Origin of the sequence: Polaromonas sp., assembly GCF_035638815.1 — a bacterium.
Lineage (GTDB): Bacteria > Pseudomonadota > Gammaproteobacteria > Burkholderiales > Burkholderiaceae_C > Polaromonas.
This window is the reverse complement of record NZ_DASQZG010000022.1, coordinates 17,937-32,474: the sequence shown is the minus strand read 5'-3', so window position 1 is coordinate 32,474 and position 14,538 is coordinate 17,937. Positions and strand designations below refer to the sequence as shown.

12 protein-coding genes are annotated in these 14,538 nt (G+C 59.7%); all 12 read right to left on the bottom strand.

What is annotated here, in order from left to right; genetic code table 11:
- Positions 1–4: 4 nt before the first annotated feature.
- Genes VE934_RS14895 through rsmH form a run of 12 tightly spaced genes read right to left on the bottom strand, consistent with a single transcriptional unit; the run spans position 5 to position 14,537 of the window.
- Positions 5–796 (bottom strand): cell division protein FtsQ/DivIB, encoded by a 792-nt coding sequence (locus tag VE934_RS14895; RefSeq protein ID WP_324888864.1) that lies wholly within the window; start codon positions 794–796, stop codon positions 5–7.
- Positions 793–1,770 (bottom strand): D-alanine--D-alanine ligase, encoded by a 978-nt coding sequence (locus tag VE934_RS14890; RefSeq protein WP_324888862.1) that lies wholly within the window; start codon positions 1,768–1,770, stop codon positions 793–795. The genes VE934_RS14895 and VE934_RS14890 overlap by 4 nt, the downstream gene beginning before the upstream one ends.
- Complete coding sequence (gene murC / locus VE934_RS14885) at positions 1,767–3,200, bottom strand: UDP-N-acetylmuramate--L-alanine ligase (RefSeq protein WP_324888860.1); 1,434 nt, start codon at positions 3,198–3,200, stop codon at positions 1,767–1,769. The genes VE934_RS14890 and murC overlap by 4 nt, the downstream gene beginning before the upstream one ends.
- Positions 3,197–4,252: an undecaprenyldiphospho-muramoylpentapeptide beta-N-acetylglucosaminyltransferase gene (gene murG, locus VE934_RS14880; protein WP_324888899.1), complete on the bottom strand. Its 1,056-nt coding sequence runs from the start codon at positions 4,250–4,252 to the stop codon at positions 3,197–3,199. The genes murC and murG overlap by 4 nt, the downstream gene beginning before the upstream one ends.
- Positions 4,253–4,269: 17 nt before the next feature.
- Positions 4,270–5,526, bottom strand: a complete 1,257-nt coding sequence (gene ftsW / locus VE934_RS14875) for a putative lipid II flippase FtsW (RefSeq protein ID WP_324888857.1) — start codon at positions 5,524–5,526, stop codon at positions 4,270–4,272.
- Complete coding sequence (gene murD / locus VE934_RS14870) at positions 5,523–7,454, bottom strand: UDP-N-acetylmuramoyl-L-alanine--D-glutamate ligase (RefSeq protein WP_324888855.1); 1,932 nt, start codon at positions 7,452–7,454, stop codon at positions 5,523–5,525. The genes ftsW and murD overlap by 4 nt, the downstream gene beginning before the upstream one ends.
- Positions 7,451–8,629: a phospho-N-acetylmuramoyl-pentapeptide-transferase gene (gene mraY, locus VE934_RS14865; protein WP_324888853.1), complete on the bottom strand. Its 1,179-nt coding sequence runs from the start codon at positions 8,627–8,629 to the stop codon at positions 7,451–7,453. Before mraY ends, murD begins: the two co-directional genes overlap by 4 nt.
- Before the next feature lie 60 nt (positions 8,630–8,689).
- A complete protein-coding gene (locus VE934_RS14860) occupies positions 8,690–10,075 on the bottom strand; it encodes a UDP-N-acetylmuramoyl-tripeptide--D-alanyl-D-alanine ligase (protein ID WP_324888851.1) in 1,386 nt (461 codons plus the stop codon).
- Positions 10,072–11,568, bottom strand: coding sequence for a UDP-N-acetylmuramoyl-L-alanyl-D-glutamate--2,6-diaminopimelate ligase (locus VE934_RS14855; RefSeq protein ID WP_324888850.1), 1,497 nt, complete (start codon positions 11,566–11,568; stop codon positions 10,072–10,074). The genes VE934_RS14860 and VE934_RS14855 overlap by 4 nt, the downstream gene beginning before the upstream one ends.
- Positions 11,568–13,301, bottom strand: a complete 1,734-nt coding sequence (locus VE934_RS14850; RefSeq protein WP_324888848.1) for a penicillin-binding protein 2 — start codon at positions 13,299–13,301, stop codon at positions 11,568–11,570. Before VE934_RS14850 ends, VE934_RS14855 begins: the two co-directional genes overlap by 1 nt.
- Entirely contained in the window at positions 13,294–13,587 is a 294-nt protein-coding gene (gene ftsL / locus VE934_RS14845; RefSeq protein ID WP_324888846.1) for a cell division protein FtsL, read from the bottom strand. The genes VE934_RS14850 and ftsL overlap by 8 nt, the downstream gene beginning before the upstream one ends.
- Complete coding sequence (gene rsmH, locus VE934_RS14840; RefSeq protein ID WP_414693856.1) at positions 13,584–14,537, bottom strand: 16S rRNA (cytosine(1402)-N(4))-methyltransferase RsmH; 954 nt, start codon at positions 14,535–14,537, stop codon at positions 13,584–13,586. The genes ftsL and rsmH overlap by 4 nt, the downstream gene beginning before the upstream one ends.
- Position 14,538 lies beyond the last annotated feature (1 nt).

The window sequence follows — 14,538 nt, the reverse complement described above, 5'->3', positions numbered from 1 at the left end:
TTCTTTACCTCTTTACCTGCTTGTTTTCTTTGTCTTCCAGCGCCGTGGTTGTGATGCCGCGCAACTTGAGTGCATAACCATTGCCGTAGCGCAAATCCGCTGATTCCAGCTTTCTGCCGAACTTGCCCGAAACCTGGGTGAGCGTGGCCACAAAACGCTGAGCCCGCGCATCAATCTCATCCAGCGCGCCCGGCCCCAGTTCGATGACAGCGCCATCGTCCAGCTGGGCACGCCAGCTGCCACGTCCCGTCAGTTCCAGCTGCGTCAGCCTGGCATCCAGCGTCGCGAAAACCGGGAACAGTCGGCGGTAGGCCTCTACAACCAGTGCAGCCTGCTCATGGGGCCCGCTCAACAGGGGCAAGTCGTCAGACTCCACATCACCCTGGTTGGCCTCGAACACCTCGCCGTAACTGTTGACAAGACGTGTATCGCCCTCCACACCCCACAGGGCAATGGGCTGGTGCTCCTGCAACGCCACTCTGAGCCGGTTGGGAAACTCACGCTGAACCAGAGCCCGGCGTATCCATGGCACGGTCTCGAAAGCGGCCTGAGTCTGGTTCAGATCCACCGTAAAGAAATTTCCGGCCAGCTTGGGAATCACGTTGGCGCGCAAAGTGACCGCGTTGTTATGCGTCAGATCCCCCGACACCTTGATAGCCGTAAGGCGGAACAGGTTTTGATGCAGCAGCCACGACGACAGGAAGGCCAGCAACATGCCAACAAATGCAAGCCCAAGCACCATAGATGTGGTGTTCATGAGCTTGACGTCCATCGGCACGTGCAGGGCCTGGTTCATGCAGTGCCTCCCGCCTGTGCGGCGTTATCCAGGCTGGCGCCACGCAACACGTCGAGGCATAAGTCTTCATAAGTGATGCCCGCTGCGCGCGCTGACATCGGCACGAGGGAATGACTGGTCATGCCTGGCGAGGTGTTGATTTCCAGCAGGTAGGGCTTGCGGGTTTTACCGTCGATCATCACGTCAATCCGGCCCCACCCCCTGCAGCCCAGCACCCGGTAAGCCTTCAGTACCAGCGCCTGGATGGCGGCCTCTTCCCCTGCGGGCAGACCACAAGGCACCAGGTATTGCGTGGTGTCTGTGAAGTATTTGTTTTCGTAGTCGTAGTTGCCTTCAGGCGCAACGATGCGTATCACCGGCAAGGCACGGGCGGCGTCACCCGTACCCAGGACCGGGCAGGTCACCTCGTCACCACTGATGAATTGCTCGCACAGAACGTCAGCATCCAGCTGCGCGGCCTGGTCCACTGCCGCTGTCATGCCGGAGTAACCGGCCACTTTGACCACACCAATTGAGGAGCCTTCGCGCGCTGGCTTCACGATCAGCGGCAAACCCAAATCGTCAGGCGCGGCGATCACTTGTTTGCGATCAAACTCACCGCGTCTCAGGAGAATGTATTTCGGAGTCGGCACGCCTTCGGCCAGCCACAGACGCTTGGTGGTGACCTTGTCAATGGAGATACTCGACGCCATGACGCCGGAGCCGGTGTAGGGTATACCCATCAGTTCCAGCGCACCCTGAACCGTGCCGTCTTCACCAAAGCGACCATGCAGGGCAATGAAGCAACGATCAAATTGCTCGCGCTTGAGGTCTCCCAGATCGCGTTGCGACGGATCAAAGGCATGCGCATCAACGCCGCGCGAGCGCAGGGCAGCCAGCACGCCCTGCCCTGACATCAGCGATATTTCGCGCTCTGCCGACTGGCCGCCCATCAACACGGCGACCTTGCCAAAATTGAATTCTTTCCCGCTCACAGCGCCTTCCCTTTCTGAACTTCTTCCGCCGGTCTTGGCAAGAGATCCACCAGCTTGCCGGGGACCAGGCCAATCGTTCCGGCGCCCATACACATGACCACGTCGCCGTCCAGCGCGTTGTCGGCAATGGCCTGCGGCATGCCTTCGATGTCATCAACAAACACCGGCTCAACCTTGCCCGCGACACGCAACGCCCGCGCCAGCGACCGGCCATCAGCCGCAACAATCGAGGCTTCGCCCGCCGCATAAACTTCAGACAGCAACACGCTGTCAGCCTGGCCAATCACCTTGACGAAGTCCTCGAAACAATCCCGTGTGCGCGTAAAGCGGTGAGGCTGAAAGGCCAGCACCAGACGCCGCCCCGGGTATGCACCCCGTGCCGCTGCCAGCGTGGCCGCCATCTCGACTGGATGATGGCCATAGTCATCAATCACTGTGAAGCTGCCGCCCGCAGGAGCGGCAAGGTCACCGTAGTGCTGGAAGCGCCTTCCCACGCCCTTGAATTCCGCGAGGGCCTTCTGGACAGCAGCGTCGGCAATGTTCAGCTCAGCCGCAATGGCGATGGCCGACAGCGCATTGAGAACGTTGTGCTCGCCAGGCAGGTTCAGCACCACCGGCAGATCAGGCAAGGTGACGCCATTGCGCCGCTGCACCGTAAAGTGCATCTGCCCGCCCATGGCTTTGACGTCAACGGCGCGCACCTGTGCGTCTTCTCCAAATCCGTAGCTCGTGACTGGGCAGGACACCTGCGTCAGGATCTCGCGAACGGCAGCATCATCGGTGCACAAAATGGCGGTGCCATAAAACGGCATGCGGTGCAGAAAATCGACAAAGGCTTTTTTCAAATTGCCAAAGTCATGTCCGTAGGTTTCCATATGGTCGGCGTCGATGTTCGTCACGACCGCCATCACGGGCAGCAAATTGAGGAAAGAGGCGTCTGACTCGTCTGCCTCGACGACGATGTAGTCGCCCGATCCCAGCTTGGCATTGGCGCCTGCACTGTTGAGCCGGCCACCAATCACAAACGTGGGGTCCAGACCGCCTTCGGCCAGCACGCTGGCGACCAGGCTGGTGGTGGTGGTTTTGCCGTGGGTTCCGGCAATGGCAATGCCCTGCTTGAGCCGCATCAACTCGGCCAGCATCAGCGCGCGCGGCACCACGGGAATCCGCTTCTCACGCGCTGCCAGTACTTCGGGGTTGTCCGCCTGCACTGCGGTGGAGGTCACCACGGCGTCAACAGTTGCCAGATTCTCAGCGGCGTGCCCGACAAAGGTTTTGATCCCAAGGCTGCCAAGGCGCCGCAGAGTCGCGCTGTCCGACAGATCGGAGCCGGAGATCACGTAGCCCAGGTTGTGCAGCACCTCGGCAATGCCGGACATGCCGGAACCACCGAGACCTATGAAGTGAATATTTTTGATTGCGTGTTTCATCGCGCCAGTTCCTCGCAAGCGGCCACCACTTCAGCGGTGGCATTTATTTTTTGCATCTTTTTAGCCTGTAGCCCACGTTCCATGAGCGCAGAGCGCTCTGTTTTTTGTAGCATCTGGGCCAGGTACTCCGGCGTCAGGTCTTTTTGCCGGACCAGCCATCCGCCGCCTTGCTCTGTCAAAAAAGCCGCGTTGCTGCTTTGGTGGTCATCGACGGCTGCAGGGAAAGGCACAAACAGGGCGGCAGCACCGACGGCCGCGATCTCGGTGACCGTGCTGGCGCCGGCGCGGCAAACAATCAGGTCCGCTTCAGCAAATGCGCGGGCAGTGTCGTCAATAAAGGGCGTCAGTTCAGCCAGCACGCCTGCGGCGGTGTAGTTGCCGCGCAATTCATCAATCTGCCGGGCGCCGCTCTGGTGGACCACGTTGGGCCGCTGTGCTGTTGGAATTAGCGCCAGCGCTTGCGGGACGATGCGGTTGAGCGCCTGCGCTCCCAGACTGCCGCCCACCACCAGCAACTTCAATGGTCCGCTGCGGCCGGCAAAGCGGGCCGAAGGCCCAGGTTGCTGTGTAAATGCAGGACGCAAGGGGTTGCCCACCCACTGCGCGTTTTTCAGCACATTGGGAAACGCGGTGAAAACACGGTCCGCAACGCCAGCCAACACTTTGTTGACCATGCCCGCCACCGAATTCTGCTCGTGCAACACCAACGGTTTGCCCAGCAGTACACTCATCATGCCGGCCGGAAAAGCAATGTAGCCACCCAAGCCGAGCACTACATCAGGCTTGACGCGGCGTATGACCTGAATACTTTGCCAAAAGGCTTTGAGCAGGCGCAGTGGCAGCAGAGCCAGCGTGACGGGACCTTTGCCGCGCACGCCGGAGAAATCAATGGTTTCAAAAGCGAACCCACGCGGCGGCACGAGCTGGCTTTCCATGCTGGGGTGCTCGAGCGTCCCCTTGCCGCCCAGCCAGTGAACACGCCAACCGCGCTCGCGCAAAGCCTCTGCAACTGCAAGTCCAGGAAAGATGTGGCCACCCGTGCCGCCGGCCATGATGAGGGCGGTATGCGTCACGCCCGCCCTCCGCGCATCAAAAGCCTGTTTTCATAATCAATCCGCAACACAACAGCCAGGGAGATCAGATTCATCAGGATCGCCGACCCGCCGTAACTCATCAGGGGCAAAGTCAGGCCCTTGGTCGGCAGCGCCCCCAGGTTCACACCCATATTGATGAAGGCCTGAAAACCAATCCAGATGCCAACACCCTGCGCAACAAGACCTGCAAACAGGCGATCCAGCGCGATGGACTGGCGACCAATATGCATGATTCGGCGTGTCATCCACATGAAAGCACCGATGACCGTCAGCACGCCCAGCAGACCAAACTCCTCGCCGATGACAGCCAGCAGAAAATCGGTATGGGCTTCAGGAAGCCAGTGCAGCTTTTCAATACTGCCGCCCAGGCCGACGCCAAAAATTTCGCCACGCCCAAACGCAATCAGCGAGTGCGACAACTGATAGCCCTTGCCCATTGAATACTTGTCACTCCACGGATCCAGGTAGGCAAAGATCCGCTCGCGTCGCCAGTCGCTGAGCATGACCATGATTGCAAAGGCGATGACCACCACGGTCGCAATGACAAAAAACATCCGGGCATTGACGCCACCCAGAAAAAGGATGCCCATGGCAATCACTGAAATCACCATGAAGGCGCCCATGTCAGGCTCGGCAAGCAGCAGCAGACCCACAATGCCAATAGCCACCGCCATCGGCAAGACGGCACGGAAGAAGCGTTCCTTGACTTCCATCTTGCGGACCATGTAGTCGGCGGCGTAGAGCAGCACGGCAAATTTGGCCAGCTCCGAGGGCTGGAAATTCATGAAGCCAAGCGATATCCAGCGCCGGGCACCGTTGACCCCTTTTCCAATAAAGGGAATCAGCACCAGTATCAGCAACACCAGCGAGACTACAAATAGCCAGGGAGCCATCTTCTCCCAGGTGGCAATGGGTACCTGAAATGCCAGCAAGGCCACGGTGAACGCGACCCCCAACGACAGGGCGTGCCGCAAAAGGAAGTGGGTATGTGCATAACGCGCAAACTTGGGGTTGTCTGGCATCGCCACCGAGGCGGAATAGACCATGACCAGACCCCAAACCAGCAAGGCGACGGTCACCCAGATCAGTGACTGGTCCACACCTGACAGACGCACCGGCGTGGATGCAGAGCGCGAAACACCCCCGCCGCCTAGTCGCACCGGAAGTCCGCCGGAGGCGGCGCCGCCCCACCCGGAAAACCAGCCAGCGACGCGCGCAGCCATGGTTGTCATGTAATGCTCCCCGCATCCTGCTCCAGTGCGTGGACCGCCTCACAGAAAACCTGTGCGCGGTGTTCGTAGTTGTCAAACATGTCAAAACTGGCGCAGGCCGGTGACATGAGGACGGCATCGCCGGTTTGCGCATGCCTGGCGGCGATTTCGACGGCGGTCTGCATCGAGTCCGCTTCCAGCAGGGCAACGCCTGATTCTTCCAATGCTGCGCGGATGAGGTTTGCGTCGCGACCGATGAGGACGACCGCTCGGGCATGCCGTTGCACCGGCGACGCAAGCGGCGCAAAGTCCTGCCCTTTGCCTTCACCACCCGCAATCAGGACCAGCTTGCGTTCAGATCCAAGCCCGGTCAGCGCGGCCACTGTGGCACCAACGTTGGTACCCTTGCTGTCGTCAAAATATTCCACATCGCGGATGACCGCGACGGACGCTACGCGGTGTGGCTCACCTGTGTATTCACGCAAGCCATGCAACAGGGCCGCCATGGTGCCGCCCACAGTGCCGGCCAGCGCGAGTGCAGCCAGCGCGTTGGTCGCGTTATGACGACCACGTATGCGCAATGCTTCCACAGGCATCAGGCGCTGGATATGCAATGGTTCTTCGTCATCCTTGCGTCGCTTGATCGTCTCGTCGGCCTCGGCCGCGCGAACCAGCCAGGCCATGCCGTTGACGGTTTCGATCCCGTAGTCACCGGGGCGCTGCGGCAAATCCACACCAAAGCTGGTGTGGGGGCGTAGCTTGGCCTTGTGCTGCTTGCCGCGCGCCGTTGGATTTTTCTGGCCATCAGATGCACCCGCCACGTTTGCCGCGGCTGTCAACATGTCCATCACGGCGGGATCATCACGATTAAGAACCAACAAGCCGCTACTTCCAAAGACACGCGCCTTGGCTGCGCCGTAGGCTTGCATGTCGCCATGCCAGTCCAGGTGGTCTTGCGTCAGGTTAAGCAGTGTGGCCGCAGTGGGCTCAAATCCCCGCACACCGTCGAGCTGGAAGCTGGAAAGCTCCAACACCCAGACCTCCGGCAAAGTCTCCGCATCGATGTGAGCACCCAGCGTGTCGAGCAAACTCAAACCAATGTTGCCTGCCACGGCAACGGTTTTTCCTGATTGGGAAAGCAGCTGGCCGGTAAGAGACGTTGTAGTGGTCTTGCCATTTGTCCCCGTGATGGCGAGCACCTTGGGGGCATAGCCGCGCTGCGCTTGCAAATCGCTCAGCGCACGGGCGAACAGGTCGAGCTCACCGCCCACCCACAAGCCGATGGCCTCCGCTGCCTGACAGACTGGCGCGACTTCTGCGGGTGAAAGCCCCGGGCTTTTGAAAACAGCGCGGATCTCTGTGCCTTCGACGAGCGATGCTTCGAATGCACCAGCGCGAAATTCCACTTGTGGCAACTCCGCCTGCAACTGCGCAAGCTGGGGCGGCGTCTCACGGGTATCCGCCACCGTCACATGAGCACCCTGACGCACGCACCAGCGCACCATGGCCATGCCCGATGTACCCAGGCCCAGAACAAGAACCCGCTGTCCAAGCAAGTCGGATGCTCCCTCATCATCCGTTGATGCCGCGACTGCGGGGTCGTTTGCGTCAACACCATCCTGCATCGCTTCATCAACGGATTGCGGCGCAGCTTCGGCTGCTGCCGCCTGTTCTGGCGCACTCACTTCGGCGAACAATTGCGTCACGAAAGCAAGCGCGTCTCGCGCAGCCGTCAGGCTCTCGGGCAGGGGTCGCACCGATTTGCCAGTGACGGTCAGTTGCGCCACGGCTCCGTCGGTAGACGATTGTGGCACTGGCTCCGTCGGCGCCATCTCCTCGGTCGACGAACCGGACACGGCATCCTGCGCGGACACCTGCGCGAGCTCCCGCCCATCCGCTGAAGGCTGGATCGGACCGTGGTCGGGAATGTCGGGCGCGTTCGGGTTCATCGCAGTTTCAGAGTTGACAGACCCACCAGACACAGCAGCATGGTGATGATCCAAAAACGGACCACAACCTGCGTTTCCTTCCAGCCATTTTTTTCAAAGTGATGGTGTAGAGGCGCCATGCTGAACAGCCGGCGGCCGGCACCGTAGCGGCGGCGGGTGTATTTGAAATACATCACCTGCAGCATCACCGAAAGTGCCTCAACAACAAAAATGCCGCCCATGATGGCAAGCACGATTTCCTGACGCACGATGACGGCGATCGTGCCCAATGCTGCACCCAGGGCGAGAGCACCAACGTCGCCCATGAATACCTGCGCCGGATGGGTGTTGAACCACAAGAAGGCCAATCCTGCACCAGCCATCGCGGAGCAGAAAATCAACAATTCACCAGCGCCTGGAATGTGCGGGAAAAACAGGTACTTGGAATAAACCGCGCTTCCGGTCACATAGGCAAACACGCCGAGGGCCGAGCCCACCATCACCACAGGCATGATCGCCAGCCCGTCCAGGCCATCGGTGAGATTGACCGCATTGCTCGAACCCACGATGACCAGATAAGTCAGCAGCACAAAACCGAAAACGCCCAGGGGGTAAGAAACTTCCTTGAAAAACGGCAACAACAAACCGGCTTTGGGCGGCAGGTTTACATCAAAGCCCGATTGCACCCAAGTAAAAAACAACTCCAGCACCCGGAGGTTGGAGCTTTCAGAAATGCTGAACACCAGGTATAGCGCAGCGAGCAAGCCGATCAGTGACTGCCAAAGATATTTCTCCCGCGAGCGCATGCCTTCAGGGTCTTTGTGCACCACCTTGCGCCAGTCATCGGCCCAGCCGATGGCGCCGAATCCCAAAGTAACGATCAGGACAATCCAGACAAAACGGTTGCTCAGGTCAAACCACAGCAAGGTGGAGATGCCAATGGCGAGCAAAATCAAAACACCACCCATGGTTGGCGTCCCGCTTTTGCTCAGATGCGTCTGCATCGCATAGTCACGGATCGGCTGGCCAATCTTGAGATGGGTGAGACGACGAATCACAAACGGTCCCGCGATCAGCCCAATGAGCAGGGCTGTCAGCGCCGCCATCACCGCGCGGAATGTCAGGTACTGAAAGACCCTGAAATAGCCGAATTCAGGTGACATGGCCTGCAGCCACTGGGCCAGACTAAGCAGCATGAGGCGCTCCCTGCTGCAAGTTGGCATCAAAAGTCAGTGATTGCATTTGAACGCGGGGGCTCATGTCTTCTCCACAATTTCTTGTTGTTGTCCACACTGGGTGACGGCCTGAACCACCCGCTCCATCTTCATGAAACGCGAGCCCTTGACCAGCACGCTGCGCAAGTCCGGTAGTGCGCTGACGACTGCGGCCTGCAGGACTTCAATGTCATCACCAAAATGATGCCCGGCGCCAAAAAGGCGAGACGTATCGGCCGACTGCTGTCCCAGAGTAAAGACCTGCTCAATGCCACGCTCACGCGCATAGAGTCCGACCTCCGCATGGAAGGCAGGACCCCGGTCACCGACCTCACCCATGTCACCAAGGACCAGCAGGCGCGGTCCTGGCAGCTCAGCCAGCACATCAATGGCCGCGCGGACCGAATCAGGATTCGCGTTGTAGCTGTCATCAATCATGGTGATCAACCGACCAGCAATATCCAGTTGCACGGCGCGTGAGCGGCCTTTGACCGGCATAAAAGCACAAAGCCCCGCAGAAATTGCCGCCAGGGGAACACCTGCAGCCGACGCACACGCAGTTGCCGCCAGCGCATTTTTGACGTTATGACGGCCAGCCACCTGCAGCGAAAAATCGAAAGTTCCGTGCGGAGTGGTGGCCTTCACCTGCCACCCACCGCCGGTCCATCGGGCATCGCCGGTTACGTCGGCTGAGCCAGATTCGGCAAAAGTCAGCGTTGCACGAGATTCGGCCAGTGTTTTCCAGATCGACGTGTAAGCGTCATCGGCCGGGAACACCGCCACACCCGAGGCGGGCAATGCAGAAATGACGACACCGTTTTCGTGAGCCACCGCTTCGACGGTGGCCATGAACTCCAGGTGCTCACGCTGCGCGTTGTTGACAAGCGCCACATTGGCTTGGGTCATCCCCGCCAGATAGGCGATTTCGCCGGGGTGGTTCATGCCCAGTTCAACGACACCGATCTGGTGGCTGTCGCGCAAACGCAGCAAGGTCAGGGGCACGCCGATGTCGTTGTTGAAGTTACCCTCGGTGGCAAAAGCGCCGTCGTGCTTCCACGCGCGCAAGATCGAGGCAATCATCTGCGTCACTGTGGTTTTGCCATTGCTGCCGGTAACCGCAATCAAAGGCAAACTGAACCTCGAGCGCCAGCCGGCTGCCAACTGACCGAGCGCCAGTTTGGAATCGTCCACCAGTAACCCGGGCAAGTCGTCTGTAAGCCCCTGTTGCGCTAGAGCGGCTACAGCGCCCTGCACCTTGGCCTGAGCGAGAAAATCATGCGCATCAAAGCGCTCGCCCTTCAGCGCCACAAAAAGATCACCCGGCTTCAGGCTGCGCGTATCTGTGTGAACGCGCTGAAACTGCAAGGCGCCATCACCGACAAGCTCCGCTGACGGCAAGTACTGCAGGGCTTGGGTCAAGGTCATCATGCTGAGGCCCCCGCAGCAGCAGCTTGCGCGGACGCCAGCTTCAGCGCTGCCTCTGCCTGGACTTTGTCGGAGAAAGGAGCTTTGACACCTGCAATCTCTTGATAGTTTTCATGACCCTTGCCCGCAATGAGCACAACGTCACCGGCCTGCGCCAGACCAATCGCATGTGCAATAGCGCGCGCGCGGTCTACCTCGACATGCACACCGGCCATGTCGTTGAAGCCTGCCAATATCTGGTCAATGATGCTCAGGGGCGATTCGCTACGCGGGTTATCGCTGGTCACCACAAGCCGGTCCGCGTGTTTTTCAGCGGCGGCGGCCATCAACGGGCGCTTGCGAGAGTCACGGTCTCCGCCGCAGCCAAACACACACCAGAGTTTTCCGCCCCGGTCAGATGCGACGGGCTTCAGCGCGTCCAGCACCTTGTCGAGCGCGTCGGGGGTATGCGCATAGTCAACGACCACCAGGGGCCGGCCCGGCAGAGCAATGGTTTCCATGCGGCCTGGCACAGGTTGCAGTTGCATACAGGCGTCAACCCCAGCCTTCAGAGAGAAGCCTGACGCGCGAAGCGCTGCAATCACCCCCAGCAAATTGGACACGTTGTACTGGCCCACAAGTCCGGTGGAAATGCGTTCGCGGGCATTGCCCTCCACCACATCAAAACTCAGGGCACCTCGCCCATGAACAATGGCCTGAGCCTGCAAACGCGCCGGTCCGGCGCAGGACACCGTCCAAAGGTCCAGCTTTGAATCGCGCAGAGCGGTTGCAAGCTCAGCCCCCTTCTCATCGTCGATATTGAGCACCGCTGCCCTGAGCCCGGGCCATGCGAACAGGCTGGCCTTTGCATCCCAGTAGGCCTGCATGTTCTGGTGGTAGTCGAGATGATCCTGTGTGAAATTGGTAAATATCGCGACGCGTATTTGGGTTGCGTCAAGGCGATGCTCAGCGATACCGATCGAGGACGCCTCCAGCGCGCAAGCGGCATAGCCGTCGTCAACCCAGCGCCTGAGCTGTTGCTGAAGCAAGACCGGATCAGGTGTGGTCATGCCATTGAAGACCATAGCCCCCGGCTGGCCGACACCGAGGGTGCCGACTACACCGCAGCGTCGTCCCAGTTTTTCCAGCGCCTGCGCCAGCCACCATGCTGTTGACGTCTTGCCGTTGGTGCCGGTCACCGCGAGCACGTCCAGTTTTTTGCTGGGTTGCTCGAAGTAAGCGTCAGCGATAAGCGCGGTTGCCCCTTTGAGGCCGGCGTAGGTCGCTACACGACCGTCGGTGAAGCCATAGGCCTCGACGCCCTCCTGCTCCACAAGGCAGGCTCCCGCGCCTGTGGCGAGGACGTCGCCCACATACCTGCGTCCGTCAGTAGCAGCACCCGGCCAGGCAATAAAGCCATCGCCGGTTTTGGTTTGCCGACTGTCTGTCGACAACTTTCCGTTAACGCGTTGACGCAACCAGGCCGCAGCTTGCTCGGGTGTGTGGAGGCGGTCCATCAAAAGGATTCCTCAACCCGCGTGGTAACAATCTGCGGCTTGACGGCCATATCCGGCGGCAAGCCCATCATTCGCAAGGTCTGTTGTACCGTTTCGCTGAACACCGGAGCCGCCACGTCGCCACCAAAATATTTACCATTGCTGGGCTCGTCAATCATCACGGCAACCACGATGCGCGGCTTTTCGGTCGGGGCAATGCCAACGAAGAAGCCGCGGTATTTTTTATCGGCGTAGCCTTTGCCTTCCTGCTTGTGCGCGGTTCCGGTTTTTCCGCCGACCGAGTAACCCATGGTCTGGGCCTTCGGTGCAGTGCCTCCCGGCCCTGAGGCCATGTGCAGCATGTTGCGCACCGCGATGGCGTTTTTCTCACTGACAACCCGAACACCAACCGCTGGCTCGGCGTTTTTGATCATGCTCACCGGCACCAGATCGCCGTCGCGCGCAAAGACACTGTAGGCATGAGCCAGTTGAAACAATGAGGTAGACAAACCGTAGCCATAACTCATGGTGGCCTGCTCGATGGGTCGCCAGGTCTTGTAGGCACGCAGACGGCCACTGACAGCCCCCGGAAACGGAACCTGCGGCTTCTGGCCAAACCCAACCTGGGTATACATCTCCCACATTTCGCGTGGTTGCATTTGCATGGCCAGCTTGACCGTGCCAACATTGCTCGATTTCTGGATGACCTGGTTCACAGTCAGCATGCCCTGTGGGTGCGCGTCGGTGATGGTTGAGCCGCCTATCGTCAGCCGACCGGGTGCTGTCTGGATATTTGTCTCCGGCTTGACCATGCCTTTTTGCAGCGCGAGCGCAGCGATGAAAGGTTTCATCGTCGACCCGGGTTCAAAAGTGTCGGTCAACGCCCGGTTGCGCAGTTGAGCGCCGCTCAAGCCCTGGCGTTTTTCGGGAGAAAAGCTGGGGTAGTTTGCCAGTGCGAGTACCTCACCCGAGACACTGTCGAGAACCACGACGCTGCCCGCCTTGGCTTTATGAGTGAGCACCGCATCGCGCAGTTTTTGATAAGCGAAGAACTGGATCTTGCTGTCAATGGACAGTTGCAAGTCTTTGCCGTCGATTGGCGGCACCTGCTCACGCACGTCTTCGACCACGCGGCCCAGCCTGTCCTTGATCACACGGCGTGAACCGGCTTTGCCAGCAAGGTCCTTGTTGAATGCCAGCTCCATGCCCTCCTGGCCGCTGTCTTCCACACTGGTAAAACCCACCACATGGGCGGCTGCCTCACCTTCGGGGTACTGCCTCTTGTACTCTTTACGCTGGTAAATGCCCTTGATGCCCAAAGCCTGGATTTTCTGAGCCACAGACTCATCGACCTGGCGCTTGATCCAGACAAAATTTTTGTCTTCATCAGCCAGTTTTTTGGTCAGCTCGGCCGCCGGCATTTGCAACAATTTGGCGAGCTCCGCGAGTTGCGCTTTGCTGCCATCGATGTCTTCAGGAATGGCCCAGATACTGGGCGCTACCACGCTGGACGCGAGGATCAATCCGTTGCGATCCAGAATACGCCCACGATTGGCGGGCAGCTCCAGAGTCCGGGCAAAACGCACTTCGCCCTGCCGCTGGAAAAAATCGTTGGCAAACACCTGGACATGCGCGGCGCGCACTGCCAGGCCCGCAAATGCAAGGGCGATGGCCGCCACAATCAGCCTGCTCCGCCACACTGGTGTTTTGCTGGCCAGCAGGGGACTCGAGGTGTAAAGGACGCTTCTACTCACGTGCCACCCCGGCTGCGGCGGCAGGTTTATAGGTAACGTACTCTGTGATGGCCGGCGTCGCTGTACGCATCTTCAGACGCTCCTTGGAAATCTGCTCCACACGCAGCGGCGTTGCCTGGGCGCGTTTTTCAACCTGCAAACGGTCGCTGTCGGACTCCAGCTGGCGGCTGAGTGCGGTGGTTTTTTCAAGCTCGACATACAGACGGCGGGACTCATACTGCGTGCGAACCAGGTAGAGCGCACTGAACAGGACGGCAAGAAGCAGCACGAGGTTAAGGCGAGTCATGCCAAAGCTCCCGGATAACGCTGCGTCGGTGCCTGCACGGGCACATCAGTGCGCTCGGCAACACGCATCACAGCGCTGCGCGAGCGCGGGTTGCCAGCGACCTCTTCCTCGCCGGGCTTAACCCGACCCAGCGCCTGGAGTCGCATCGCCTTGGGGGCTGCAAACGGCGCGCGGCGATCAAACACCTCGCGCGAATGTTCGGCAATGAATTGTTTGACGATGCGGTCTTCCAGCGAATGGAAACTGATCACGACCAAACGTCCTCCAGGTTGCAGCACTTTGAGTGAGGCCTCTAGCGCCTGTTGCAACTCTTCAAGCTCGGCGTTGATGAAAATCCGAAAAGCCTGAAATGTACGCGTTGCAGGGTCCTTGCCCGGCTCGCGGGTTTTGACCGCGCCAGCCACGACTTCGGCCAGCTCAGCGGTGGTTCCAAGAGGGCCCCGCTCCTGTCGGCGACGATCAATCGCCTTTGCAATCTGCCCAGCAAACCGTTCTTCGCCATATTCACGAATGACCTCCGTTATGGTGTCTGTATCTGCTTCCGCCAGCCAGTCGGCCACGCTTTGACCGCGCGTAGTGTCCATACGCATGTCGAGCGGTCCGTCGGACCGAAATGAAAAACCGCGCGCAGGGTTGTCGATTTGCGGCGAGCTGATGCCCAAGTCCATCAGGACGCCGGCTGCGCTGCCGTCGGGAAGCGCGCCCAAGTGGCGAAATCCTTCGTGCCGGATCGCCATGCGGGGATCGGCCAGCGCTTGTGCAGCAGCAATGGCCTCGGGGTCTTTGTCGAACACGGTGAGACGGCCCCGGGGTGACAACGCCGAAAGAATGAGGCGCGAATGTCCACCACGACCGTAGGTGGTGTCGATGTAGTGTCCGTCGGGTTGGATGTGAAGCGCTGCAACTGCTTCGTTCAACAAGACGGTGCGATGTGTCCATGTATCTTGCACC

What these genes read in the sequence shown, in the direction of transcription:
- VE934_RS14895 (WP_324888864.1), bottom strand. Translation starts at nt 796, where the DNA reads ATGAACCAGGCCCTGCACGTGCCGATGGACGTCAAGCTCATGAACACC.
- murC (WP_324888860.1), bottom strand. Translation starts at nt 3,200, where the DNA reads ATGAAACACGCAATCAAAAATATTCACTTCATAGGTCTCGGTGGTTCC.
- murG (WP_324888899.1), bottom strand. Translation starts at nt 4,252, where the DNA reads ATGGCCGGCGGCACGGGTGGCCACATCTTTCCTGGACTTGCAGTTGCA.
- ftsW (WP_324888857.1), bottom strand. Translation starts at nt 5,526, where the DNA reads ATGACAACCATGGCTGCGCGCGTCGCTGGCTGGTTTTCCGGGTGGGGC.
- murD (WP_324888855.1), bottom strand. Translation starts at nt 7,454, where the DNA reads ATGAACCCGAACGCGCCCGACATTCCCGACCACGGTCCGATCCAGCCT.
- mraY (WP_324888853.1), bottom strand. Translation starts at nt 8,629, where the DNA reads ATGCTGCTTAGTCTGGCCCAGTGGCTGCAGGCCATGTCACCTGAATTC.
- VE934_RS14860 (WP_324888851.1), bottom strand. Translation starts at nt 10,075, where the DNA reads ATGATGACCTTGACCCAAGCCCTGCAGTACTTGCCGTCAGCGGAGCTT.
- VE934_RS14855 (WP_324888850.1), bottom strand. Translation starts at nt 11,568, where the DNA reads ATGGACCGCCTCCACACACCCGAGCAAGCTGCGGCCTGGTTGCGTCAA.
- ftsL (WP_324888846.1), bottom strand. Translation starts at nt 13,587, where the DNA reads ATGACTCGCCTTAACCTCGTGCTGCTTCTTGCCGTCCTGTTCAGTGCG.